Source organism: Arthrobacter sp. NtRootA1 (assembly GCF_019976975.1).
Classification (GTDB): Bacteria; Actinomycetota; Actinomycetes; order Actinomycetales; family Micrococcaceae; genus Arthrobacter; species Arthrobacter aromaticivorans.
In genome coordinates, this window is sequence record NZ_AP024630.1 from 2,674,390 (window position 1) to 2,698,261 (window position 23,872).

Annotated in this window: 19 protein-coding genes; 15 read left to right on the forward strand and 4 right to left on the reverse strand. The window is 61.6% G+C overall.

Annotation, left to right across the window (positions count from 1 at the left end; all coding sequences use genetic code 11):
* The first annotated feature begins 373 nt into the window (after positions 1 to 373).
* The 6 genes from LDN90_RS11980 to LDN90_RS12005 all read left to right on the forward strand — a co-directional run bounded on the left by LDN90_RS11980 (position 374) and on the right by LDN90_RS12005 (position 8,163).
* Entirely contained in the window at positions 374 to 1,786 is a 1,413-nt protein-coding gene (locus LDN90_RS11980; protein ID WP_223945846.1) for an MFS transporter, read from the forward strand.
* Positions 1,779 to 3,026: a CoA transferase gene (locus LDN90_RS11985; protein WP_223945847.1), complete on the forward strand. Its 1,248-nt coding sequence runs from the start codon at positions 1,779 to 1,781 to the stop codon at positions 3,024 to 3,026. The genes LDN90_RS11980 and LDN90_RS11985 overlap by 8 nt, the downstream gene beginning before the upstream one ends.
* On the forward strand, positions 3,023 to 4,186 hold the full coding sequence (locus LDN90_RS11990) for an acyl-CoA dehydrogenase family protein (RefSeq protein ID WP_223945848.1): 1,164 nt from the start codon (positions 3,023 to 3,025) through the stop codon (positions 4,184 to 4,186). The genes LDN90_RS11985 and LDN90_RS11990 overlap by 4 nt, the downstream gene beginning before the upstream one ends.
* A gap of 2 nt (positions 4,187 to 4,188) precedes the next feature.
* On the forward strand, positions 4,189 to 6,276 hold the full coding sequence (locus tag LDN90_RS11995) for a 3-hydroxyacyl-CoA dehydrogenase NAD-binding domain-containing protein (RefSeq protein ID WP_223945850.1): 2,088 nt from the start codon (positions 4,189 to 4,191) through the stop codon (positions 6,274 to 6,276).
* Positions 6,277 to 6,355: 79 nt separating this feature from the next.
* Positions 6,356 to 7,543, forward strand: coding sequence for an acetyl-CoA C-acetyltransferase (locus LDN90_RS12000; RefSeq protein ID WP_223945851.1), 1,188 nt, complete (start codon positions 6,356 to 6,358; stop codon positions 7,541 to 7,543).
* A gap of 236 nt (positions 7,544 to 7,779) precedes the next feature.
* Entirely contained in the window at positions 7,780 to 8,163 is a 384-nt protein-coding gene (locus LDN90_RS12005; protein ID WP_346346986.1) for an STAS/SEC14 domain-containing protein, read from the forward strand.
* A gap of 21 nt (positions 8,164 to 8,184) precedes the next feature.
* On the opposite strand, the gene LDN90_RS12010 is transcribed toward LDN90_RS12005, so the two are convergent.
* A complete protein-coding gene (locus LDN90_RS12010) occupies positions 8,185 to 10,539 on the reverse strand; it encodes a glycoside hydrolase family 95-like protein (protein WP_223945852.1) in 2,355 nt (784 codons plus the stop codon).
* Between the two features lie 47 nt (positions 10,540 to 10,586).
* Positions 10,587 to 11,588, reverse strand: a complete 1,002-nt coding sequence (locus LDN90_RS12015) for a LacI family DNA-binding transcriptional regulator (protein WP_223945853.1) — start codon at positions 11,586 to 11,588, stop codon at positions 10,587 to 10,589.
* Positions 11,589 to 11,884: 296 nt separating this feature from the next.
* Between LDN90_RS12015 and LDN90_RS12020 the strand changes: the two genes are divergently transcribed.
* The 4 genes from LDN90_RS12020 to LDN90_RS12035 all read left to right on the forward strand — a co-directional run bounded on the left by LDN90_RS12020 (position 11,885) and on the right by LDN90_RS12035 (position 17,877).
* Positions 11,885 to 13,156, forward strand: coding sequence for an extracellular solute-binding protein (locus tag LDN90_RS12020; protein ID WP_223945856.1), 1,272 nt, complete (start codon positions 11,885 to 11,887; stop codon positions 13,154 to 13,156).
* Positions 13,157 to 13,222: 66 nt separating this feature from the next.
* Positions 13,223 to 14,182 carry a sugar ABC transporter permease gene (locus LDN90_RS12025; RefSeq protein ID WP_223945857.1) on the forward strand — a complete coding sequence of 320 codons (960 nt, stop codon included), beginning with the start codon at positions 13,223 to 13,225 and terminating at the stop codon, positions 14,180 to 14,182.
* Positions 14,182 to 15,084: a carbohydrate ABC transporter permease gene (locus tag LDN90_RS12030; protein ID WP_223945858.1), complete on the forward strand. Its 903-nt coding sequence runs from the start codon at positions 14,182 to 14,184 to the stop codon at positions 15,082 to 15,084. The genes LDN90_RS12025 and LDN90_RS12030 overlap by 1 nt, the downstream gene beginning before the upstream one ends.
* Before the next feature lie 498 nt (positions 15,085 to 15,582).
* Positions 15,583 to 17,877, forward strand: a complete 2,295-nt coding sequence (locus LDN90_RS12035) for a beta-L-arabinofuranosidase domain-containing protein (RefSeq protein ID WP_223945859.1) — start codon at positions 15,583 to 15,585, stop codon at positions 17,875 to 17,877.
* Between the two features lie 51 nt (positions 17,878 to 17,928).
* Here LDN90_RS12035 and LDN90_RS12040 read toward each other — a convergent pair whose 3' ends face one another.
* Positions 17,929 to 18,135 carry a hypothetical protein gene (locus LDN90_RS12040; RefSeq protein WP_216923756.1) on the reverse strand — a complete coding sequence of 69 codons (207 nt, stop codon included), beginning with the start codon at positions 18,133 to 18,135 and terminating at the stop codon, positions 17,929 to 17,931.
* 44 nt (positions 18,136 to 18,179) lie between these two features.
* Here LDN90_RS12040 and LDN90_RS24200 point away from each other — a divergent pair, with 44 nt between their 5' ends.
* Positions 18,180 to 18,314, forward strand: coding sequence for a hypothetical protein (locus tag LDN90_RS24200; RefSeq protein ID WP_263426261.1), 135 nt, complete (start codon positions 18,180 to 18,182; stop codon positions 18,312 to 18,314).
* Positions 18,315 to 18,379: 65 nt separating this feature from the next.
* Here the strand turns inward: LDN90_RS24200 and LDN90_RS12045 are convergent, their stop codons facing one another.
* Positions 18,380 to 19,396: a LacI family DNA-binding transcriptional regulator gene (locus tag LDN90_RS12045; RefSeq protein ID WP_216923757.1), complete on the reverse strand. Its 1,017-nt coding sequence runs from the start codon at positions 19,394 to 19,396 to the stop codon at positions 18,380 to 18,382.
* A gap of 222 nt (positions 19,397 to 19,618) precedes the next feature.
* On the opposite strand from LDN90_RS12045, the gene LDN90_RS12050 reads away from it, so the two are divergent.
* Genes LDN90_RS12050 through LDN90_RS12065 form a run of 4 tightly spaced genes read left to right on the forward strand, consistent with a single transcriptional unit; the run spans position 19,619 to position 23,864 of the window.
* On the forward strand, positions 19,619 to 20,977 hold the full coding sequence (locus LDN90_RS12050; protein ID WP_223945861.1) for an extracellular solute-binding protein: 1,359 nt from the start codon (positions 19,619 to 19,621) through the stop codon (positions 20,975 to 20,977).
* Between the two features lie 12 nt (positions 20,978 to 20,989).
* The gene (locus LDN90_RS12055) at positions 20,990 to 21,961 is read left to right on the forward strand and encodes a sugar ABC transporter permease (RefSeq protein ID WP_223945862.1); all 972 of its coding nucleotides are present in this window, start codon (positions 20,990 to 20,992) and stop codon (positions 21,959 to 21,961) included.
* Positions 21,961 to 22,845: a carbohydrate ABC transporter permease gene (locus tag LDN90_RS12060; RefSeq protein WP_216923758.1), complete on the forward strand. Its 885-nt coding sequence runs from the start codon at positions 21,961 to 21,963 to the stop codon at positions 22,843 to 22,845. The genes LDN90_RS12055 and LDN90_RS12060 overlap by 1 nt, the downstream gene beginning before the upstream one ends.
* Positions 22,846 to 22,895: 50 nt before the next feature.
* Complete coding sequence (locus LDN90_RS12065) at positions 22,896 to 23,864, forward strand: glycosyl hydrolase family 32 (protein ID WP_223945863.1); 969 nt, start codon at positions 22,896 to 22,898, stop codon at positions 23,862 to 23,864.
* Positions 23,865 to 23,872: the final 8 nt, after the last annotated feature.

A 23,872-nucleotide genomic window follows, 5' to 3' on the forward strand; every position in this document is an offset into this window, starting at 1 on the left:
CAAACCCCCTGGCTTGATGCTAACGATAGCACGGCTGACTGCGACGTCAAGGGGAATCCATTGGATCGAAGAAATGTTAGCCCCTTGTCGTTGGCTCCCAATGCGAGTGTAATCATTGGATTCTTGCTGGTTTCAAAACTTCTTGATGGTGATTTTCGTAGCCGCTCTTGACTCGATGCCGCTCGGTGCTATCGTTAGCACTACATCGAATCGCAGAATGTTCCCACCGTCTTTCTGCGCAGCCAGCCCCTTCCTGCGTTACAGGTTGGCCCTCTTCAAGCATTCCGAACTGGCCCTTGCAGCCAGGCACTCCGCTGATGCAAGCCACCTACAACGCAAGCCACATACAACGCCAGCCCTCTACAAGGAGACAATGATGTCCCATCCAAATACTTCCAGTTCCGGGAGCGCCCCTGGCACGGCGGCTTCCAGCGTTAAGCACGCAGTCCCCACCTACCCTGAGCCGATGGACGCTATCTCCATGGATGCCATCCCGGCCAGTCCGGCCCCATCCAGGGTCAAGAACAACCCCGAGGGCATGGCAACGAACCTCATTGCTGCCGTGTCGCTGGGGGTCTTGGCCATCACTTTCATGCTCAACGCCATGGACCGGCAGGTCTTCGCGCCCCTCATGACCACGATCGCAAAAGAGTACGGCTTCAACCTCCAGACAGGTGGACTTCTGGCCACGGTATTTACCCTGGGTATGGCTGTCGCCGGAATTCCCGCAGGTTTCCTCGTGGAGCGGTTCTCGCGTAAAGCCGTCCTGCTGGTCAGCATCGCGATTTACTCACTAGGTACCTTGGCTACCCCGCTCGCAACATCGTGGGGAGACATGGCCGTGTACCGGATCATCTCCGGGCTCGGCGAGGGGATGCAAGCCGCAGCCCTGTTCGCAGCTGTTGGCGCGTTCTTCCACCACCGTCGTGGCCTTGCCCTCGGGATTCTGGGCTTCGCATTTGGCTTGGGCGCAACCTTCGGGCCCGGACTCGGCATTATGTTCGCTGGCCAATTTGGAACGTGGCGGGCCCCGTTCACCATCTTCGGACTTCTTGGCCTGGTTCTGGCAGTGACAGCGATGTTCACCGTCAGCCGCAAATTCACTGAGCAAGCTATCAGCACCACCGGCGTGGAGGGTTCCTACGATTACATGCCGGCCAAGGCCTACAACCGTAACTCACTCGCTATCGCTGCAGCTTCCGGATGCGGGGCCCTCGCCTTATATGGATTCCTGGGTCTGTACCCCACGTTCCTGACCACCCAGTTGGGCGTATCCACCGGGGAATCAGCGCTGGCGCTGAGCTTTGTCGGTGTGGGTGGTCTGGCGGGCCTGCTCGGTGGTTGGATCGGTGACCGGATCAACCAGAGAATCCTGTTGATCGTATCCCTGGCCGTGATGGCTGTTCTCGGCGTGCTCATCTACGTAGTGCAGGCAACCTTCGCGTGGCAGTGCGTCTTCGCTTGCCTCATGGGCGTGTTCGGGACCGGAGTCTTCTTCCCCAACACCAACAGCGTGATCCAAAGGGCAGTCCGTCCCCACCAAGTGGGGCGAGCCGCCGGGCTGTTCGTCACCTGCTACTACGGCTCCGCAGCTTTTTCCGGCCTGCTGTTCGCAGCGCTGGTGCCTCAATTCGGTTGGCAGGGAGCAGGGCTGCTGCAAGTCACCGTACTACCGCTGGCTGCGGCCGCCATCATGCTGATCGTTCAGACATCGCTGTTCAATAACGCCGCGCGCGGCCGCCCATTGATCCCTGTGATTCGACCGAAAGGAGAACCACATGACTGACGCCGATTTCAAGGAGCAGCCAATTGGCGCACTGACCGGGATACTCGTTGCCGATTTCAGCCGGGTGCTGGCAGCACCCTACGCAACAATGTTGTTCGGTGACCTTGGCGCCGATGTCATCAAAATTGAAAGGCCCGGCCTAGGTGATGACACCCGGCAATGGGGCCCGCCGTTTACCGACGATCATGAAGCTACATACTTCTTATCAGTGAACCGCAACAAGCGATCATTCACCGCTGACATGGCCAACCCTGCCGACCATCGAGACCTGGTGGAGCTTATCCGGCGCGCGGACGTGCTGATCGAAAACTTCCGTCCAGGCACCATGGCCCGGCACGGCTTGTCCTATGACCAGGTCGCAGAGATTAACCCACAGCTGGTGTATTGCTCCATCACGGGGTTTGGTTCGAGTGATGACGCAGCAGCCCTGCCAGGCTACGACCTCCTGGTGCAGGCCGTTGGAGGACTAATGAGCGTGACCGGTCCTGGGCCGGGCGAACCTGTAAAAGCAGGGGTCGCCTTGGTAGATGTGCTGACCGGGCTGCATGCGGCGATTGGCGTGCTGGCCGCCCTCAGGGCTCGAGAGTCCACAGGCCGGGGCCAACTCGTCGAAGTGAACCTACTGAGTACATTGCTGTCCAGTATGGTCAACCAGAGCGTTGGCTATACCGCCGGCGGCTTCGTTCCGGGCATCATTGGTAACCGGCACCCTTCGATCGCGCCCTACCAGCTGTTCCCGGCGTCAGACAGGCAAATCGTCATCGCCGTAGGCAACGACCGGCAGTTCGCCCAATTATGTTCTGCACTTGGAATCCCTGATATCGCCGAAGAACCCCGTTTCGCTACCAATCCGTCGCGCGTGGCCCACATCGAAGAACTCGATCGGGCGATAAGTGCGCAAACCCTGGGTCAAAGCGCAGAGCACTGGTACCGCGAGCTGTCGGCTTGCGGGGTCCCCTGCGGTCCCGTCAATGACATTGCTGGCGCCTTCGCGATGGCAGGCCGACTCGGACTGAACGCCCGCGTCGACGTCGGGGAAGGGACCGACACCGTCAGCCTGCCGGCCAATCCGATCAGCCTGTCAGAGACGCCCGTCTCTTACCACCGCCGGCCGCCACGGCTCGGCCAGGACGCTGAGGAAGTGTCCGCCTGGCTTCACGGACCCACAACAACGAAGCTACCGCAACATCTGGACCAACAGAGCAAAAGCCAGCATCAACCAATGGGAGCACACACGTGACCGACCTTGCCACCGACTACCTCGACATCGACTCCCTGCTTACGGAGCAGGAGCTTGACCTGCGCACCCAGGTCCGCCGGTTCGTCGATGACCGGATCCGTCCCAACATCAATTCCTGGTACGAGGACGCTGTATTCCCACAGGACCTTGTCAAGGAAATGGGGAGCCTGGGCCTCCTGGGAATGCACCTGAGCGGCTACGACTGTGGCGGCCGCAGCGCGGTCGAATATGGGATCGCCGCAATGGAACTTGAAGCCGGTGACTCCGGCATCCGGACTTTTGTGTCAGTGCAAGGCTCTCTCGCCATGAGCGCGATCTCCAAGTTCGGCTCGGAGCAGCACAAGCAACAATGGCTGCCGGGCATGGCGGCCGGGGAACTAATCGGTTGTTTTGGCCTCACCGAGCCCACTGCCGGCAGTGACCCCGCGGGGATGGTCACCCGGGCCGTTCGAGGAAAATTGGGCTGGGTCCTCAACGGAGCGAAACGCTGGATAGGCCTCGCATCCATCGCCGACGTCGCGATCATTTGGGCGAAGACCGACGACGGCATCCGCGGCTTCGTCGTCCCCACCGACACGCCGGGCTTCTCCGCCGTTCCGATATCCCAGAAGATGTCCATGCGGGCGTCGATCCAGTGCGACATCACCCTTGAGAACGTTCAACTGCCAGAAAGTGCCGTACTACCGGGCGTGGTCGGCCTCCGTGGTCCGTTCTCCTGCCTCAACGAGGCGAGGTACGGCATCATGTGGGGCGCGATGGGTGCGGCCCGGGACGCCTACCAGAGTGTTCTGGCATACGCGCAGGAGCGCACACAATTCGGCAAACCGATCGCCTCGTTTCAACTCACCCAGCAAAAGCTCGTTGACATGGTCCTGGAAATCCAGAAGGGAACGCTCGTTGCCCTTCAGACAGGGCGGCTCAAGGACGCTGGACGCTTGCGCCCCGAGCAGATTTCCTTCGGCAAACTCAACAACGTCCGCCAAGCGATCGAGATCTGCCGTTCTGCCCGCACCATCCTTGGCGGAAACGGGATCACGCTTGAGCATTCACCGCTGCGCCATGCCAACAATCTGGAGAGCGTGCGCACCTATGAGGGCACAGACGAGGTTCACACGCTGATCATGGGCCGTGCGATCACTGGCATCCCGAGCTTTTCGTAGCCATGGAAACAGCTACCCGCATCGAGGTACCTCAAGAGTCCGGGAAGTCAGTCACTACGACTTCCACCACCTACATTGACCATGCTGGATTCCGCTTTGCACTTCTGACTTTGACGAACTCCGGGCATCGCCCTGTGACCATGGGGCCGACATCGTTGGCCGGGTTCGAGGCCGCGTTGAACTCCTTGGACCTCTCCAGGGTTGACGCAGTTGCTGTCACCGGTCAAGGCCCGGTGTTTTGTGCCGGAGCAGACCTGAAAGTGATGACAGCACTCACCACCCTGGAACAGGCCGAGGATGTGGCGCGCCAAGGCCTAACAGCGTTGGGCCGCCTGGCCGCGCTATCTGTTCCAACGTTCGCCTTCATCAATGGCGTCGCGTTGGGCGGCGGGCTGGAACTGGCCCTGCACGCCGACTACCGCACTGTCGCCCACTCTGCACGGGCACTGGGTTTTCCGGAAGTCCGGCTCGGCCTGATTCCGGGCTGGGGCGGTATTCGGCGCACAGTGGAACTCCTTGGCCCGGACCTCACGGCACGTCTGGTGGTCACAGACTCGCTCGCGGGCAGGACGCTCTCTTCGCAGGCGGCGGCCAACATTGGCTTGGTCGATCGCATGCTCCCGGGGGACGGGTTCCTGCAAGCCTCGCTGGACTTCGCGGTCGGCATCCTCTCCGGAAAGGACTCAGCCACAGCGCACATGGGCCCAGACAAGGAACGGAAGCCTTTTGGCGCCGTCGCCCCTTTCACGGCCCTGGACGCGATGCGCAAGAAGCTGGACGCGCGTCTCCATGGCGCTGCCCCCGCACCCTATCGTGCCTTGGAGCTGATCTCCGCGGCAGCCCGAACGCCGCGCGGCACCACGGGATCAGCGGCAGAGATTCGTGCGTTCGGCGAACTGCTGCTCTCCGATGAGGCCCGAGCGAGCATTTATGCATTCCATGTCACACAGTCCATGGTGAAGAAGCCCACGGGCAGGCCAGCTGTTGAGCCCCTCCCGGTTCGATCCGTGGGCGTTATCGGAGCTGGGCTGATGGCCAGCCAGCTCGCGCTGATCTTCGCGCAAAAGTTGCGCGTCCCGGTGCGAATCACGGATCTGTCCCAGGAACGCGTCGATTCCGCGTTGGGCCGGATCGGTGTCCAGTTGGACAAACAGGTTTCCGCCAGCCGCCTCGCGGTTGAAGACTCCGACGACATTCTCGCCCTAATCACCGGCGGGACGGACAAGGCGGTATTGGCGGACTGCGATGTGGTCATTGAGGCAGTCTTCGAAGAACTTGATCTCAAGCGCGCTGTGTTTGCAGAAGTCGAACCGCTCATCCGGCCAGACGCGCTGCTGTTGACCAACACGTCCTCCCTGTCGGTCGAGGCCATGGGCGCCACTCTGAACCACCCCGAGCGACTCATTGGCTTCCATTTCTTCAATCCAGTGGCCGTGCTGCCGCTCGTGGAAATCGTCGCGACACAACACACAGACGACGAGTCGCTGGCCACGGCATTTGACCTGGCGGGACGACTTCAGAAAACAGCCGTGCTCGTCAAGGACACTCCCGGATTCGTGGTGAACCGCTTGCTGACGCGGCTCATTGACCAAGTGCTGTCACTGATTGACGACGGTGGCGACCCCGGTATTGTGGACCGCGCCTTGGAACCACTTGGACTGCCCATGACTCCGCTGCAACTTCTCCAGTACATCGGCCCGGGCGTGCAGCTCCACATTTGCGAGACCCTGAACCGGGCGTATCCGGAACGCTTTGGCGTGAGCCGCAGCCTGACCGCTGTGGTGGCGGCGGGGCTCCCGGGCTACCTTGACAACGACGGCGGACTCTCGCCTGCCGCCGCCGCCCTCCTGCCGCCGGCCCACCCGACGGATTCCGGGGTGGTCCGCACGACCGTGCTGGCGGCGCTGGCCCAGGAAGTGACGGCGATGCTCGAAGAGTCAATCGTTGCCGGAGCCGAACAGATCGATCTTTGCATGGTCCTCGGCGCCAACTATCCCTTTCACACCGGCGGCCTGACACCCCTTCTGGATCGGGAGGCTGGCAGTACCTTCCATCCCGGGATGCGCGTCCCCGTTTCCGCCCTTAGCTAGGCCGTCCTGATCAACATCCGGGCCGCCATACGTGCGTCCCGGTCCTTCCGTCCTGCCGTCCCCGTCCGAGGAGAAGAAAATGAACCCCCAACTAGATGTCGTCATCGTCGGGGCCGCCCGTACGCCGCAAGGGCGGCTGATGGGTCAGCTTGCCCCGCTGTCCGCAACCGAACTCGGTGGTGCCGCAGTCGGTGCTTCCGTCGAAAGGGCCAACGTGCACCCTAAGGATGTCGACGCCGTCATCATGGGACACGTGCTCCAGGCCGGAGCAGGACAGAATCCTGCCCGCCAGGCAGCCGTCGCCGGCGGTATTCCGCTGAGCGCGCACGCCGTCACCGTCAACAAAGTGTGCCTCTCCGGGCTGAGCGCAATCATTGAGGCGAGCCGGCTGTTACGTCTCGGTGAAGCCGCGGTCGTGGTTGCCGGCGGACAGGAATCCATGAGTAATGCCCCGCATCTGCTGCCAGGGTCCCGCGCCGGGCATCTCTACGGAAACACCACGTTGATCGACTCAGCTGCCCACGACGGACTCACCGATGCCTTCGACCACGAGGCCATGGGCCTGGCCACGGATAGCGCCAATGACGCCCTTGGGATTCCCCGCGCCGATCAGGACAGGGTGGCAGCTGACTCTCACCGACGGGCAGCGGCCGCCCAGACGGCGGGGGTATTCGACCAGGAAATCTCTCCGGTCAAAGTGCCCCGGCGGCGCGGAGAGTCCGAGCTGGTAGACACAGACGAAGGTGTGCGTCCGGGCAGCAACACAGAGTCGCTGGGCAAGCTGAGGCCTGCGTTCTCCCCGAAGGGCACCATTACCGCCGGCAATGCCTCCCCGCTCAATGACGGCGCTGCCGCCGTCGTCCTCACAACGCGCAGCTATGCAGAAGCCCACCGTCTCAAAATCATGGCAGTGCTGGGCGCCCCGGGACAGACAGCTGGCCCCGATACCTCGCTGCCTGACAAGCCCGCCCGTGCCATCGCAACAGCGCTTGAGAGGCAAGGGTGGAGTACGGACGAGCTGGACTTCGTGGAGATCAACGAGGCGTTTGCCTCGGTAGCCCTGCATGCGGCGGCGGAGCTGAGGATCGGCATGGACAGGGTCAACATCAACGGGGGAGCGATCGCCTTGGGCCATCCCATTGGTGCCTCCGGCGCGCGGGTGGTGGTCTCCGCAGCGTACGAGCTGCAACGTCGCGGCACCGGCAAAGCGGCAGTGGCGCTGTGCGGCGGCGGAGGCCAGGGCGAGGCGCTCCTTCTGTGGAGGTGATCAAGTAGTCACGGCCTCAACGTGGCCTCAAAGAGCCACGCCAACAACCAAGTCCTTATCGAGAAGCATTGCCGACGCAGATGACATCGGAAACTGACGCCCGAGCCGAGAGTGGTGTCCCACCAGAAGCGTCTCGATTCCAAGGTAATGGCACCCTGCCAACTTTCTGCATAACTTCTGTACGCATCTTCAAGCAGGCAGTTAGTCTTGGCTTCAACAAGATGCTGGGGGAGCAAATGATGAAACCAATCATGGTTGACGGCGGCAAAAGCACCGTGGAATTGGCTGCCGAAGGAGTTCTCCGGATTGTGTGGAAGTCAGGGACTGTTCTGGAGGCTCCCGATGTACAAGGGGCGATGGCGAAGGTAAATGAGCTTGCAGGCGGTGTGGAATACCCGATGTTGATCGACATAGCGAACACCCAAGCGGTGACCCGCCAAGCCAGGTCCGTTTTCAGCGTGAAATGTGCCGCTTCGCGGATTGCGCTGCTTGGTTCAAGTCCACTCGATCGTGTCATTGCCAACTTTGCTATGGCACGGCGCACACTCCCGTGTCCCACTCGGTACTTCACTTCCCGCGACGAGGCCATGGCCTGGCTTCTCGGTACTCGGCTTTCCTGATCCGTAGGGCGGCATGCGGCTTTAAAGCCCGGCGTCCTGGACGCTCAGCCATTCCAGCTCGACGTGAACCGGGCACTCGCCGATCTCGAGTCGTACTCCCGTCACTGGCTTGCCGTCAATACGGATCGACGCCGGACGGGGGAGCCGCACCAGCGTCCCCGCCGATGGTGCCAGCCATTCGGCTCCAGGAAGTCGATGCACCGTGAAGGAGGCACCTTGTGTGTCCCAACTAAGATGATCGACGGCGAGCCCTCCGCGTGCGCGAAGTCCCGTCACGGACCCGCGCGGCCATGCGGTGGGTACCGCGGGCAGCACTGACAGCGACTCGGTGGTGGACCCAAGCAACATCGCAGCAACGAGTGCGGGAAGACCTCCGCTTGCGTCCAAGTTGAAGATCCTGCCCGCATCGTGCGTCGTTGTCAGCGTCGGGCTCCAGTGGTCAATCGCAAGCCAGTTGACGCAGGTCTCTGCCGCCGCCGCATCCCCGAGCGCTGCAGCAGCCAGCCCGACCTGGACCAAGCCGAACGCCATCTCCATGCGTCCAGGGGGCGCGGTGGGCGCCTCAGCACGCCACGCTATCTTGTTCCTCACGGTTTCAGAGGCGGCTGCACGCAATCGTGCCGCCTCCTCACCGTCGCCGTCGAAGGCCGGATCGATCTCGTACCACAGCGGGTAGAGCTGGGAGGCGTGACGGTGCGCGATGTTCTCGTTCCACTGTGGGTAGAGCCATTCGGCGAGTGTGCCGTCACCTGCCACGCGATAGGCCGGCAGTTGGCGCAGGACACGAGACCATCGTGCATCCAGCGAGTCGTCGTCGCGGGCTCGGCCAAGCAGCTTGGTCGCCCGGGCAGCATCGCGCAGAATGGCGACGTCGATCGTCGCGTCCGTCGCGAGGGGGACTCGCGCTTTTCCGGGCGTGTTCTCGGGTGAATAAGAAGGGACAATCCTGCGCACGCCGTCGACTTCAGGAAATGCGGTTTCGGCGAAACGGAGAACCCCTTCGGCCAGTTCCCACACTCTGTCGTCCACGATGGATCGATCGCCGGTAGTGGCGAGGGCGTCGGCCACGATTCGCAGAACCCAGCCGCCACACCCGGTCCAGAACAGGTGGGGGTATTGCTCGGCGAAATGGTCCGCGCGGCCGTGTGTCGACATCCGCGAGGGTAACAACATTCCCTCGGCACCGAAGACCAATCGTGCGTTATCGCGGTAATCGTCCAGGTGGGGGAGTACGAGGTTGAGGAGCGACAGGGCAAGCTCCGGGGTGCCAGTTGTAGTCATACCGGCCATGGCGCCGTTCTGTACGTTGCCGTTCAGTGTGTAGTCGGCTGACCAGGCAGGGCGCCAGGTTCCCTGCCAGACGCCCTGGAGGGTTGGTGGCAGTTCGCCTGTGGAGGCGATGATGTTCGCCCGTCCGCTCAAATACGCGGCCTCGACCACCCGGCGTCGCGCACTTTCGTCACCGGCCCGGGCCGTTGCCCAAAGTTCCTCGGTTCGTGTCTCGGACGAGCCGCTTTGCAGATCGAGCATTGACGCGCCGGTAAGGGGGTAAAGCGCTTCCCGCTGCTCGTTGCGGACGTCGTCCCACGACGTCGGCATGTCACCGGCCGCTTCAGCGCTTAGGTCGTCGGACGCCAGCGTGATGTCGACGCGGATCACCCGCGGGACCTCGGGCCCTGTCGGTACGCCTGAGTGTGCAAGACCTCCATCGACCCGCCACGTCGTCTCCGTCACGGCAGTAACGGCAGCACGAATGGCGGTGGGTCCGTCGCCTGCATCAGCAAAGAGCAAGCCTCGGGCCCCACCTTCGAAACTCGCGTTGACCACGGCGGAAGCGTCGGGCACACCGGTGTCAAAGGACGTTGGTGCGCCGGCACCCAGACCTAGCTCGAGAATGCTGGTGCTTTCACAGTCAGCCTCGAGCGCAAGCAGGACAGACTCGCTACCGTACGGGGCGATGAGCCGGAGCGCGTGCCGTCCAAGATCGAGATCGGTCCACTCGATCGCAACCTCGCCAAGAAGCGGATCGATGGTCCGCTGCGACTCAGATACGCCGCCGGGGGTACGGATGGTCAGTGTCGCGCAAAGCCCGAGTGGGTCGGTCCAGATCAGGTCGTCCCCATAGGCGCTGGCGCGGACGCCATGGCTGAGCGCGGCGCTTGCGGTGTCCGCATCACCCGAGAGCAGGGCGTCCCGTAGCCGCCTCCGCACAGGAGCGAGGTCGGGTGCGTCAGGCCGCGGATTCACGGGGAGGAAGTAGTTCTCGTGCGCGAAGGAAATGGTGATGGCGTCGGCCGGACCGTACGCGACCGCGCCGACCCGGCCACTCCCGACAATAAGCCCCTCCTCCCAAGTGCCGGCGTTCGTTGCCGTCACAAAGACCGGCCCTTGCCGTCCGGGGGCGGCGGGTGGAAGGCCGTTCATCATGCTGACTCTCGCTGGACGAGGGAAGTGCTCAGAATCGGCCTCCGTTCGACGTCGCGCCCACGCAGGACCGCGAGTAGGGTCTCTGCGGCGACGCGGCCCATATCCTCCAACGGCTGTCTAACTGTCGTGAGTGTTGGATCCATGGTGGTCGCGATGGAGACGTCGTCGAAACCGATCACGGCGACGTCGGACGGGACTTGTCGACCTGCTGCCTGGAGTACCCGGATCGCCCCGCTCGCCATCAGGTCGGAGGACGCGAAGACGCCGTCGAGGTCTGGGTATCGCTTGAGGAGCCGTGCCATAGCGGCTGAACCGCTCACAAGTGTGAACTCGCCGTGCACGATCGGACTGTCGTCGATGCCGAGCCGCGCCAGCTCGTCGCGCCAGCCCCTGATACGCTCGCGGGCTGGCTCCATATCGTTGGGGCCCGCAATGATGCCCAGCCGTCGTCGTCCGGCGTCCGCGAGCGCCCGGGCGGCCAGCCTTCCGCCCCCGTAGTTGTCGGAGTCGATGACGATCGCGTCGGGAGCAAGCGCGATGCGGGGTTGCCCAACCCACGCGATCGGAACGGGGGAGTCGATGAGCGCCTGCGCCAGATGCGTGATCTCGTGCTGAAGGATGACGATGGCACCGTCTATTGCCCCCGAGCGCAGAAACCGTGGGATACGGTCGCCATCGTCGTGGTCGGCCGGGACCAGAATTGGTTGAACCTCGCCAGCGTAAAGTCCCTTCGCAGCGCCCTTGAGCACTGAGGTAAAGAACGTGCCCGTCAGGCTGTCCAGCTCGTTGAAGGCGATGATGAGTGCGATCGCTCCCGCGCGTCCTCCGCGCAGCATGCGAGCTGCGCTGTTGGCCTCATAGCCCAGCTCCTTGGCGGCCTGCTCAACAGCCGCAGCCATCGTGACGTCGACGTTCGTCTCGCCGGCAAGTACCCGCGCAGCCGTGGCTCGGGACACGCCTGCGATTTTGGCAACGTCTACCAGCGTGGGTCTTGGCATTGTGCATCCTTTTTAAGGTTGTCGACGATGGGCCTTGGTTCGTGGCTGCAGGCCAGGCTCCAGACTTCGATCTCAAGGCTCCCATGGAATCCAGAAACCCGTCAGCTGAACGCGCCCCGTTGGCGAAACTTGATTATCGAACAGTATAGAGATCGATACCTCGATATTTATCTGTTCTCGCAGATTGCTATTGCGTGGTCCTGACTCGAAGGCTACGGTTTAGCCAGAGATCGTTCTCTCAGCCCAGATCGAACGCTCTGAGATCACTTCCAAGGCCCCAACGAAGAGGAATTGTCGTGAAAAGAAGCTTGACGGCGATAGCCGCCACTGCAGCAGTACTTGCCCTCGCTCTCACCGGATGCTCCTCCGGTGGCGGCGGAAAACCAGCCGACCCGAATGCGGAGGTCTCCTTCTGGTCCTTCACCGGGATCAATGCGAAGGACAGCGTCAATGAGTACGCCAAGAAGGTGCCCGACGCGAAGGTCAAGCTGACTGAGGTCGGAAGCACCACCGAGACCGCAACTGCTCTCATAGCCGCATTGGCGGGGGGCAAGGTTCCCGATCTCGTTATGATCCAGAATGACGACTTGCCCAAGTTCGTAGAGAACAGCTCCAACTTCGTGGACCTGCGCAGCCTGGGCGGCGACAACATCGCCCACGACTACCTAGGCTGGGCTGCAGGTGCTGCGACCGCGCCGGACGGCTCAGTGATAGGCATTCCGACGGATGTCGGAGGACTGGGCTTCGCCTACCGTGCGGATCTCTTCGAGCAGGCCGGCCTGCCGACGAAGCCCGAAGAAGTCGCTGCCATGTGGAAGGACTGGCCCTCGTTCATCGAAATGGGGCGGAAGTACACGGCCGCCACCGGCAAGCCCTTCGTTGACAACATTGAGACCAGCGTCTTCTTCTCGACCGTTAACCAGGTCAGCGAGAAGTACTATTCGGACGAGGGCAAGCTCGTCTACGACACGAACCCCCAGGTGAAAGAAGCATTCGACGTCGCCGTTAAAACCCATGACGCCGGCATCAGCGCCGGTATTGCGGCGTGGTCCTCAGGCTGGGCTCCAGGCCGCGCGAACGGTGCCTTTGCCGTCACCATCGCTCCCTCTTGGATCCTCAAAGGCATCAAGACCGACGCCCCGGACACCGCAGGCAAGTGGCGCATCGCCAGCGTCCCCGGCGTCGGGGGTAACTGGGGAGGCAGCGTTATTGCCATCCCGGCCCGGGCGGAGCACCCTGAGGCGGCCTGGCAGTACATCAAGACGATGATGTCGGCTGAGGGTCAAACGGACCACTTCGTGCAGTCAGGCACCTTCCCGGCGGCGACCTCCGCGGTTACAAGCCAGTCAGTCCTTGACTACACCGACCCGTTCTTCGGAGACTCGAAGATCGGCAAGGTTATGGCCACCTCCGTTCAGCAATTCCCGTCGTTCTACAACGGCCCCGACACGACCCCCATCAACGGTGCGCTCCTGAACACCCTTGTCCAGTTGGAAGCCGGCGGTGTCACCTCCGATAAAGCCTGGACGACCGCCCTGCAGACGGCCAAGCAGGCTATCGGCGGCTGATCGTCCCACCCACCCGAGTGGCCCTGCGTAAACAGGGCCGGGCCACTCCTTGACGGAGGTACACCTATGTCATCGGCGACAGCCACTCTTTCCCGCAAACAGCGCAAAGGCCCGATTCAGAAGGCCACGCGGATCCGTAACCCGCTCTCGGAGCGGATTGCTCCCTACGCGTACGTTTCGCCCTTCTTCCTGATCTTCATAGTCTTCGGACTTTTTCCCCTCGTCTTCACCTTCTACGTCTCGCTCTTTGACTGGAATCCCATCGGGAAGCAGACCTTCGTTGGCCTGAGGAACTTTGAGCTGCTCTTTGCGGACGGCAGGTTCTGGAATGCACTCCTGAACACCTTCGGGATATTCCTGATCTCGACAATCCCGCAGCTACTTCTGGCACTTTTTCTCGCGCACCTGCTCAACCATGCGCGTCTGCGCTGGGCGAACTTCTTTCGCATGGCACTCCTTGTTCCTTACATCACCTCCGTCGCAGCGACAGCGATCGTATTCGCTCAGATCTTCGACAAGAACTTTGGCCTCATCAACTGGGTCCTGGGGCTGTTCGGGCTCCCGTCCGTGAACTTCCTTGCGACCAACTACGGCTCCTGGATACTGATCTCGGCGATGGTCATGTGGCGTTGGTTCGGATATAACACACTGCTTTACCTCGCTGGACTGCAGTCGATGCCCCGGGAGATGTTCGAGGCGGCCTCCGTGGACGGCGCTTCGAGCTGGCAGCAGTTCCGGCATCTGACGATCCCGTCGCTGCGCCCCATCATCGTGTTCAGTGTCATCATGTCAACCATTGGCGGGCTGCAAATCTTCACAGAACCGCTTCTCGTATCGCCCGAATCCGGCCTCACCTGCGGGGCGGGCCGACAGTGCCAGACGCTGTCCCTCTTTCTCTATGAGCAGGGCTTTGGCCTGTTCAAGTTTGGTTATGGTTCCGCAATCGGCGTCGTGCTGTTTGTGATCGTCGTCCTCGTATCGCTCCTTAACTTTTTCCTGTCCACACGTACGAGAAAGGCCCGCTGATGTCCGATGTAATCGATGAGGCTATCCCGCAGCAGCTCCTCGCACCCGCGGTGAAGCCAGGACCTCACCCCACGCGACGCGGCAAGCGCGGAGTCAGCCGTCGCGTGTACGTGTTCCTCGCCCTCGCCGTCGCCGTGTCGGTATTCCCGCTGTACTACATGTTGGTGATCGCATCTGCGGGAGCCACGGCTGTGACCTCAATCCCGCCCCGAATGTATCCGGGCACGCAATTCTTCGACGTCGCCGCGAAGGTGTTTGATACCGTTCCGTTCTTCGCATCGCTGATCAACAGCGTATTTGTCTCGCTCACGATCGCGGTGGTTTCCGCGATCATGTGCGCGATGGCGGGGTTCGCGTTTGCCAAGCTTCAGTTCCCCGGCCGGAATTTGTTGTTCCTCATCGTCCTGCTGACAATGACCGTTCCTGCCCAGCTCAGTGTGATTCCGCAGTATCTGATCATTTCCGGACTTGACTGGGTGGACACGCTCCAAGCAATCATCGTTCCTGGGCTGGCCAGCGCGTTCGGTATCTTCTGGATGCGTCAACACATGGCGACCACTGTGAGCGACGAGCTTATCCAGTCTGCCCGCATTGACGGTGCCAATTCGTGGCAGATGTTCTGGGGCATCGCATTCCCGGTGGTGCGTCCGGCCGCGTTTGTGCTTGGACTAATCACGTTCACCAGCGTGTGGAACGACTTCATGTGGCCGTTCATTGTCCTGAAATCCCCGGAGCTGTTCACAGTGCAGATCGCACTGAAGCAGCTCCAGGCCAACCGGACGATTGATGTTGCCTTGGCCATGGGCGGCTCGTTCCTGGCTACGCTGCCCCTGTTGATCGTGTTCTTTTTTGTCGGCCGGCGAATGGTGTCCGGGATCATGGATGGGGCGTTCAAGGGCTGATGCTGCAACACACCTCGAGCGCAAATGGATTACCCCAGACCTCGCGCGTCCTGCGCACACCATGGTCGATCGCCGCCGAGACATTCTCCACGCCTCGGGGTCGAGCTCGAGCTCGAGGCGGGGGTACGCCTCCGGAAATCCTTCAGTCCCGACAATCGGGCCAGAGCTGGGCGCTTGTCTCCTGAATGCCAAAGCCACACGATTTGGCTCGCAGGTCCGGCGGGCAGGGAGTCCTGCACCCCGTCGTCGGATGAGTTACTCCGCTCGGCACTTTGACCGGGGAGTTTCCCTTGGGTGCTCCGCCAAAGGTTGGGGTGGCTGTAATGCGCTTCATGGCTCCTCCTGCATCCTGCTGGTTCAACCATGCTGCAGTTGGATCAAGAGTTCCCCGGGTTTTGCGCAGCTTCGGCGAAGTTTATGGACAGGAAAAACGGCTTCGCTGCCATAGTTCGATTGGGCTGCTGCCATTCAACTGCATTTCCACGGAAGGTTATGACGATGGCTCTTAATTACCGGCCTCTCAGACAGATTCGGCTCCGTGAGGGCCGCTTCGCTGAAGCCCAGCGTGTGAACCGTGAAGCACTACTACGGCTGGATCCTGATCGTCTTCTGGCGCCCTTCCGGCAAGAAGCGGGCCTTCCCGCTACGGCTGAGGTCTACGGCGGATGGGAATCGACGGGACTCAACGGCCATACGGCAGGGCACGTCCTGTCAGCGCTGGCCCACGCTGTAGCCCGGGACGGTGACCCACGCCTGGAGAAGATGCTTGGAAGCCTGCTGTCCGGACTCCGGGAAGTGCAGCAGGCCTCCGGGACAGGATACTTGGGCGGCGTACCTCAAGGGCGGCAGCTTTGGGACGAACTCGTTCAGGGAGACATTAGCGCTTCCCCTTTTGAGCTCAATGGGCGCTGGGTTCCCTTGTATAACCTGCACAAGACGCTGGCGGGCCTGGTGGATGTCGCATGGAATGTTACCTCCGCAGAGGCGGACCAGGTCCTGGATGAGCTCGCCAATTGGTGGCTGGAAACCATGGACCGACTGGACCAGGAAGCACTCGAGCTCATAATCCAGACCGAGTTCGGCGGTCTTACTGAAGCGTTCGCCCGCCTTGCACTTCTCCGGCAGGACGGGCGCTACCTTAAGCTGTCCATGAGGTTCATCCGGGAAGAGCTGATAACCCGGGTGCTTTCTCTACCGGGTGAAAGAGCGCAGGACTCACTTGCGGGTCTTCATGCCAACACTCAGATTCCCGTCGTAGTGGGCTACGCCGCAATTGCCAGGGCTGCACGCGAACTCGGGTTGGACGATGCAGCGACGGCGCGCATAGGGCAAGCCGCCCGAAACTTCTTCGACGACGTCGTTGGCCGGCGCAGCAGCGCCATTGGCGGCAACAGTGTTCGGGAGCATTTCCACCGTAGGGATGACTTCTCCCCAATGTTCCTCGGACGGGAGGGCCCCGAGAGCTGCAACAGCTACAACATGGTCAAGCTGGCAGCGGAGCTCTACCTCCTGGATGGGGAGGACCGGTATCTGGACTACATCGAGGTCACTCAATGCAGCCATGTGCTATCCACGCAGCACCCTTGGCACGGCGGACTGGTCTACTTCACTTCCCACCGTCCCGGCCACTACCGGGTGTACTCGCCGGAACAGGACGGCTTTTGGTGCTGCATGGGGTCTGGATACGAAGCTCACGCAAAGCATGGATCCCATGTGTACGTCACCGATGGCGACGAACTCCGTATTACCTGGCTTTTGGCCACGGAACTCCACTGGAGCGAGCAGGGCGTCCGGGTCACCATTGACTCTGCCTTACCCTCCGGGAACACCGCCACCGTCCGGGTGAGCGTGGAGGAACCGAAGGAATTCACCCTCGCAATCCGAATACCGCAATGGTCGCTAGGTGCCAAGGGCACGCTCCCCGACGGCCGGAGGATCGACGAGGACGGTGGTTGGTGGCGGTTGCGCCGCGTGTGGGAGGGGTCGGAGGAAATCTTGCTAAATCTGGACCGTGAACTGCAGGTGGTCCGGGCGGCGGATAACTCCCCGTGGGCCTGGATCAGGTACGGACCAACGGTCCTGGCCGAAGAGATTCCCGACCATGGACTGCGCTACCGGGCAACGGGGGCCAGGACGGGCCACATCGCTTCAGGGCCGCTCAGGCCGCTGGCGGAGACGCCTGTCCTGCTTGCCAGTGGGCTGGAAACCAACTACGAAGGGAGCGACGAGCTCTCGGTTCGCGCCTCTGATGGGCAGAGGCTGAGGCTAAAGCCTCTACACAGGATCCACGACGCCCGGTACAGGCTCTCTTGGCCCATGGCTCAGGACGAAATGCAGGTCAGAGAAATCCAGGAGAAGTTAGCGGAGCAAGACCGGGCATCTACCGCCTTGGAAGCACGGGTGGTGGACGGGGTCACCTTCGGGGAGCAGCAGCCTGAACTCGATCACGAAGTTAACGCTCAGCATGCCGAGCGTGGAATGACACCGGACGGGGCACACTGGCTGCGCCCCAAAGAGCCGCTCACACTCGTGATGCGCGACTGGACGATGATCGGCAGGAGCCTTCGCATTGAAAGCGTGCAGGGTAACGAGCAGGAATCGTTCCTTCTCTCGAGGGCAGACAACGGGACGGCAGTAACAGTCACGCAAGGGCCGGACGGTGTCAGTGAGATTGAGTTCAACAGCAACGGCAGCTCAGAGGCCCGCCTGGTCATTGCTCCTCGGCCGGGCCACACGATGCCAAGGTTGAGACGCCTGCTGCTCTTGACCGATGCCGCGGATTCGCTGGGCTGAAAAGTTGAGGTCCTCACTGCACGGTTGCAGTGAGGACTGCTCGGGCTGTTCTTACTGCACTGACCACGCGCCGTCCGATGGCAGGACGGCGCCGGAGATGTTTGTTCGGTCCTCGATGAGGAAGATCATGGAGGCAGCCAACCGTGAGGCCAAAGCTACAGATGGGGTGATCGGAAGTATGGCACGGGTCAGGCGGAACATTCCGTCGACGTAGACCGTGAACACCCGGTTCCAGACCTCATCGGTCTCCTCGTGCAAGGAGGCATGTCGTCGTCGAACCTAAAACGGCGCCTGCTGACTTGGTGGGAACAGCATTCGACGCCGTTGAGACGGGCGCGGAGGAAGTCCTCGCAGATGAAACGTCCGTGCAGCTCAAGGCCGGCTTCAGTGCACCCTTGGACGCCGTCTACCCGCAACTGAAGTCAGTGAGCGCCTGACACCTCCAAGAACGGCGCCGCGCCCAAGCTTTGGCCTGGACGGGCGTCGCCCTGGTCTGAAGGGATCAGCAGCCGCATGACTTCCGCACTACGAGTTCCGTGGCGAGGAGCAGAGCGTGATCGCCCAAGCTGGCAGGGGAGAGGGCTGCGGCGATGACCCGCTCTGCTATTTGATTGATGGGCTGCCTGACGGTGGTGAGTTGCGGCCAGCTGAATTCCGATTCGGAGGTTCCATCGAACGACACCACCGCGATGTCATCCGGTATGGACAGACCCGCTTCGTGGATAGCCCGCAACGCACCCACGGCAAGGAGGTCGGAGCTGGCAAAGATGGCGGTGGGCCTTTGCTGGAGTTCCAGCAGGCGCAGCGTTGCTTCGTAGCCGCCCTGCCGCGTGAAGTCCGTGAATTCCGCGGGACCCTCACGCAGCCCGGCTTCCCGGAGGGCTTTCCTCCAGCCGTTGTGACGCGGGTCTGTGCGAGCAGGGTCGATGTCCTTGCCTACGAGGATGGCGATGTCCCGGTGGTCGTGGCCAATGAGGTGCTGCACTCCCAGGACCGCACCCTGCTCAAAGTCCGTGCTGATGGTGGGGATGCCGTGTACTGAACTTGACTGGTCAATGAGGACCCGCGGGATGCCATGGACAGGCATGGCTGCTACTTCGCTGGGGCTAAGGACCGTTGCCATGATGATGGCATCGACCTGTCGCGACACAAGATTGAGGGTGTTCTGCCGTTCAGTTTCAGGATCGGTGCGCGAGTTGGCGGCGAGGACCGCATAGCCGCGGGCTGCGGCTGCTTGGGCAATGGCGTCCGTCAGTTCGGCGAAGTATGGATTGGTGCTGTCCGGAACGATCATCCCCAGCAGCCGGGCAGAACCCATAGTAAGCGCCCGCGCGGTGGCATTCGGCTGATATTGAAGTACCTTGATGGCCTCCCGTACCCGCTTGGCGGTGGAGGCAGCCACCGGTTTGGGCCCGCCGTTGATGACATAGCTGACGACGGCGGTGCTGACGCCCGCGTAGCGCGCAACGTCGGTTCGCGTTACTTTCCCTGTTCCGGCCTTCGTTTCAATACCCGCCATGGTGACCCCTTCATCTCTCCCGGCTTTAGTCTACCCGGGTGGAGTGCGAATCAGTGGAACGAAATGCCCGAACGAAGGCGAAGCTGGGACTTCTTGCAAGATCGATTCTACCCGCGTAGACTCATTCCAGAACCGCTGAGAAGTGACCCTCCTCACGTCCCCTGCCTGCCGATATCCAGGCTCTAAATCGCTTCCATAAATTCCACATTTCCTAAGGAATCAATGATGATGACCATTCCAAAGTCCCGCCGCAGGTCAGGGATCCTCGGTGTTGCTGCCGCCGTTTCCATCGCAACCCTTGCCCTCACCGCCTGCGGGGGTCCGTCCACCGATACAGCTGGTTCGGCCGTCGAGGCAGGCTCGGGCGAGGGCACCATTAAAGTTTGGGCAGTCGACGGTCAAGCAGCCGAGAATGATGCCCTGAAGAAGATCATCGCGAACTTCGAGAGCTCCCAGAGCAAGATCAAGGTTGACCTTAAGCTTTTTCCGTCAGACCAGTACACCAAGGCTGTGAACTCTGCCGCTCCCGAGGACCTTCCTGATGTGCTGGATTTTGACGGTCCCACCTTGGCCAGCTTCGTCTACAACGGCAAGATGGCCCCACTGAAAGACTCGGTCTCCGGGGAAACGTTGGCCAATCAGACTGACTCCATCAAGTCGCAGAACACCGTGGATGACGCTGTCTACGGTGTGGGCATGATGAACGCAGGCCTTGCACTCTGGGGCAATAAGAAGCTGCTGGACGGCGCCGGCGTTCACTATCCCACCACACCGGAGGAGGCGTGGACGGCCGAGGAATTTACTGGTGTCCTGGATAAGCTCGCCACTGTGGTCCCGGGAGGCAAGCCCTTGGACCTTTCCGAGCAATACGGATTCGCCGGCGAGTGGGGGACCTGCTGTTCAGCGGGCCCGGTCATCTGGTCCGGTGGCGGCACCATGCTCAAGGACAACAAGGCAGCCGGCGCCCTGGATTCAGATGCCAATGTGAAGTCCCTGACCCAGTTCGCCAGCTGGAAAAAGTACACCGATCCGAACGCGGACGGACTGGCCTTCACCAGCGGACGCGTTGCCCTGAGCTGGGTGGGACACTGGACCTACCCAACGTACAAGGCCTTGGGATCCGATCTCGTTTCCATCCCGCTGCCTAACTTTGGCAAGGGCACCAAGACCGCCTCTGGAACCTTCGCGTGGGGAATGGGCGCAAAATCCAAGAACGGCACCGCAGCGGGGAAGTTCCTGGACCACCTGATGTCTGATGAGAGCGTGCGCACCTACACCGACGCCAACGGCGCCCCTCCCGCAACCAAGACTGCCTTGGCCGCTTCCGCGCTCTATGGCCCAGGCAAGCAGCTGCAGTTTTTGGGTGACCAGCTCAGCAAAGCATGCGGGACCGAGGACCGGATTACTGAGTCCTGCGTCAGCGTCACCCGCCCGGTCACGGCAGGCTACCCTGTGGTCACTGACCAGGTAGGGAAGGCCGAGGCCGCCATCTACGCAGGCAAAGACGCCAAGGAAGCTCTGAGCGCCGCGGCACGCGCTATTGACCAGAACTTCGCCGACAACGACGGATACAAGAAGTAGAGCTGTTCCACCATGACCACCCAAATCCAGCCCATCCAACGGGCGCCCATCGCGCCGCGGCCAAGGCCCCGGTCAAAAGCAGGGCTTTCAGGACACAAGTACGCTGGCCCGCTTTTTGCCAGCCCCGCCCTCATCGGCCTTGCCATCTTTCTCGTGGCACCGTTCGTGCTGGCGGTTGTCCTGTCCTTTTATCGTGTGCAGCTCAATAGTCCCCGCCCTGCCCGGTTCATCGGATTCGAGCAGTACACACGCCTGTTCACTGATCCAGACCTATCCGCCGCTTTCGGCCATGCGCTGCTGAATAACTTCACCTTCGCGGTGATCGTTGTTCCGGTGCAGACGGTACTGGCCCTGGGCTTGGCGGTGCTCGTCAATCGCAAGCTTCGCGGCATGGTGATCTTCCGGACGTTCATCTTCATGCCGCTGGTTTTTCCCCTGGCATTGACGGCCGTGATCTGGCGGCTCATTTACTCCCGCGGAGACGAGGGATTACTGAATGCCATCCTTGGGTTCTTCAGTGGAGGCGCGCTCTCAAGCCAGGACTGGCTCGGCAGCCCGTCAACTGCACTGGGATCGATCATTGTCATGTCCATCTGGCAGAGCGTGAGCTTCCAGATGATCATCGTGCTCGCCGCTTTGCAGAGTGTCCCCACGGAGCTTTACGAAGCTGCCTCCCTGGACCGGGCCAACAAGTGGCAGCAGTTCATGAATGTTACGGTTCCCGGCATCCGGAACACCCTGATCTTCGTCGCCCTGATAACCACGATCTTCTCGTTCAGACTGTTCGACCAGGTGTATCTCCTAAGCCGTTCCGGCAGTGTTGACCGCGGATCGACCGAGACGGTCATGACCCAGATCATCAATACCGGCTTCGACAACAACAATGTTGGCCAAGCGGCCGCCATGACGGTCATCTTCATGGTGATCATCACCGTGATCGCAATCATTCAGCGGGCTGCCGTGCGCCAGCGGGGAGGAGTCTAATGACTATTTCAAGGACCACGACGCCCACAACGGGCGGGGGAAGCATGAAACGTACCCGGCGTTGGCAAACTGCGCTTCACTACCTGATCCTCACAGTGGTGGCACTGTTCTTCTTCCTGCCCGTCTATTACTTGATTGTTGGGAGCTTCCGGCCCTCGCGGCAGGTGCTGAGCGGCCTGAGTGGCTTCGTGCCCACCAACCTGTCCCTGGACAATTACGTTGGCGTTTTCGAGCACCTGAATTCCGATGCCACCGGCTACTTTTCGCAGTTCGCAGTTGTCTCGATTGTTGTCACCACCGTAGTGGTGGCCGGCAGCCTGATCGTGAACTCCATGGCAGCGTATTCCTTCGCACGGATGAAGTGGCGGGGAAAGAAGGTCCTGTTCCTGCTGGTGATCATCCTGACCATCATCCCGTTTGAGGCCGTGGCCCTGCCGCTCTACTACATGTTTTCCGGGCAGCGGGATACCATCGTCATCCAGGCCATCCCGTTCATTGCCAACGCCTTCTCGATCTTCTTGTTCTACACGTTCTTCCTCGATGTGCCCGGGGAGATCGAAGAGGCCGCACGGCTTGATGGCGCGGGCCCGTTCAGGACGTTCTTCCAAGTCATCATTCCCATCACCAAACCTGCCTTTGCCACTGTAGCCATCCTGACGTTCCTGGCTCAATGGGGCTCTTACCTGTGGCCCGTCCTGATGGTCTCGGACGCCACAGTCCGGCCGCTGCCGCTGGCTATCAGCATCTTCCAGAACCAGCAGCCACCCGAATGGGGCCAGGTGCTGGCATTTGGAACCATGTTCATCGTCCCGGTCCTGGCGGTCTTCCTGATCTTCCAACGCTGGTTCGTTGCCAGCATCAGCAGCTCCGCGATCAAGGGCTAACACACCTCCACCAGATGCCCGCTCAGGGCAAACCCAGATAGGCAAAAAAATTGGCTTTCAGTCTCAAAGACTCTTGGGTGTGGGACTTCTGGCTCACCGACGACGGCGACTCATTCCACATGTACTACCTGCACGCCCCTAAGAGGCTGGGTGACCCGGCACTCCGGCACCGCAATGCCCGTATCGGCCACGCCACCTCACATGACCTGACCACGTGGGAATCTCACGGTGTGGTTCTCCAGCCGGACGATCCCGAAGGGTTCGACGCAACGTCCACCTGGACGGGCAGTGTCTTGCAAGGCCCGGACGGACTGTGGCGGATGTTCTACACTGGCGCCCGTTTTTACGAGGCACACAATATCGAGGCCATTGGCGTGGCGACGTCACGTGACCTTTACAGCTGGACCACGCAGCCCGCCGTCGTGCTTGAACCTGATCGTCGCTGGTACGAACGGTACGGTGATTCCACGTGGCCGGAGGAGGCATGGCGGGACCCGTGGGTCTTCGCGGATCCCGAAGGCGATGGTTGGCACATGCTGATCACCGCCCGCGCAAATCAGGGCGAGGTGGACAACCGGGGCGTGATCGGCCACGCTGTTTCATCCGATCTCGAGACGTGGGAGGTCCAGCCGCCGCTGAGTCAGCCCGGCGCCGGGTTCGGGCATCTGGAAGTTCCGCAGGCCATCACCATAAACGGCCAAACCGGGCTCCTGTTCTCCTGCGGGGTGGACACGCTTTCAGCGAGAAAGGCTGAAGGGTTCGACGGCGGCGGAATCTGGAGCCTGCCAACCAACCAGATCACTGGTCCCTTCGACGTCGCGACTGCCACTGTGGTGACCACCGAGCCGCTCTATAGCGGGCGACTCATCCAAGACCGATCCGGCCAATGGCTCATGATGGCCTGCCACGACGCCCACAGCGACGGCTCCTTCGACGGCCTCGTATCCGATCCCCTGCCTGTCCACTGGGACCCCCAACGCGGCGGCCTGGCCATCATTGCACCATCCAAGAACCCGTGAGGACTTTC

Coding starts and splice junctions, on each gene's coding strand:
- LDN90_RS12050 (WP_223945861.1), top strand. CDS start 19,619: ATGATGATGACCATTCCAAAGTCCCGCCGCAGGTCAGGGATCCTCGGT.
- LDN90_RS11985 (WP_223945847.1), top strand. CDS start 1,779: ATGACTGACGCCGATTTCAAGGAGCAGCCAATTGGCGCACTGACCGGG.
- LDN90_RS12000 (WP_223945851.1), top strand. CDS start 6,356: ATGAACCCCCAACTAGATGTCGTCATCGTCGGGGCCGCCCGTACGCCG.
- LDN90_RS11980 (WP_223945846.1), top strand. CDS start 374: ATGATGTCCCATCCAAATACTTCCAGTTCCGGGAGCGCCCCTGGCACG.
- LDN90_RS12015 (WP_223945853.1), bottom strand. CDS start 11,588: ATGCCAAGACCCACGCTGGTAGACGTTGCCAAAATCGCAGGCGTGTCC.
- LDN90_RS12060 (WP_216923758.1), top strand. CDS start 21,961: ATGACTATTTCAAGGACCACGACGCCCACAACGGGCGGGGGAAGCATG.
- LDN90_RS12005 (WP_346346986.1), top strand. CDS start 7,780: ATGATGAAACCAATCATGGTTGACGGCGGCAAAAGCACCGTGGAATTG.
- LDN90_RS11995 (WP_223945850.1), top strand. CDS start 4,189: ATGGAAACAGCTACCCGCATCGAGGTACCTCAAGAGTCCGGGAAGTCA.
- LDN90_RS12045 (WP_216923757.1), bottom strand. CDS start 19,396: ATGGCGGGTATTGAAACGAAGGCCGGAACAGGGAAAGTAACGCGAACC.
- LDN90_RS12035 (WP_223945859.1), top strand. CDS start 15,583: ATGGCTCTTAATTACCGGCCTCTCAGACAGATTCGGCTCCGTGAGGGC.
- LDN90_RS12025 (WP_223945857.1), top strand. CDS start 13,223: ATGTCATCGGCGACAGCCACTCTTTCCCGCAAACAGCGCAAAGGCCCG.
- LDN90_RS12055 (WP_223945862.1), top strand. CDS start 20,990: ATGACCACCCAAATCCAGCCCATCCAACGGGCGCCCATCGCGCCGCGG.
- LDN90_RS12030 (WP_223945858.1), top strand. CDS start 14,182: ATGTCCGATGTAATCGATGAGGCTATCCCGCAGCAGCTCCTCGCACCC.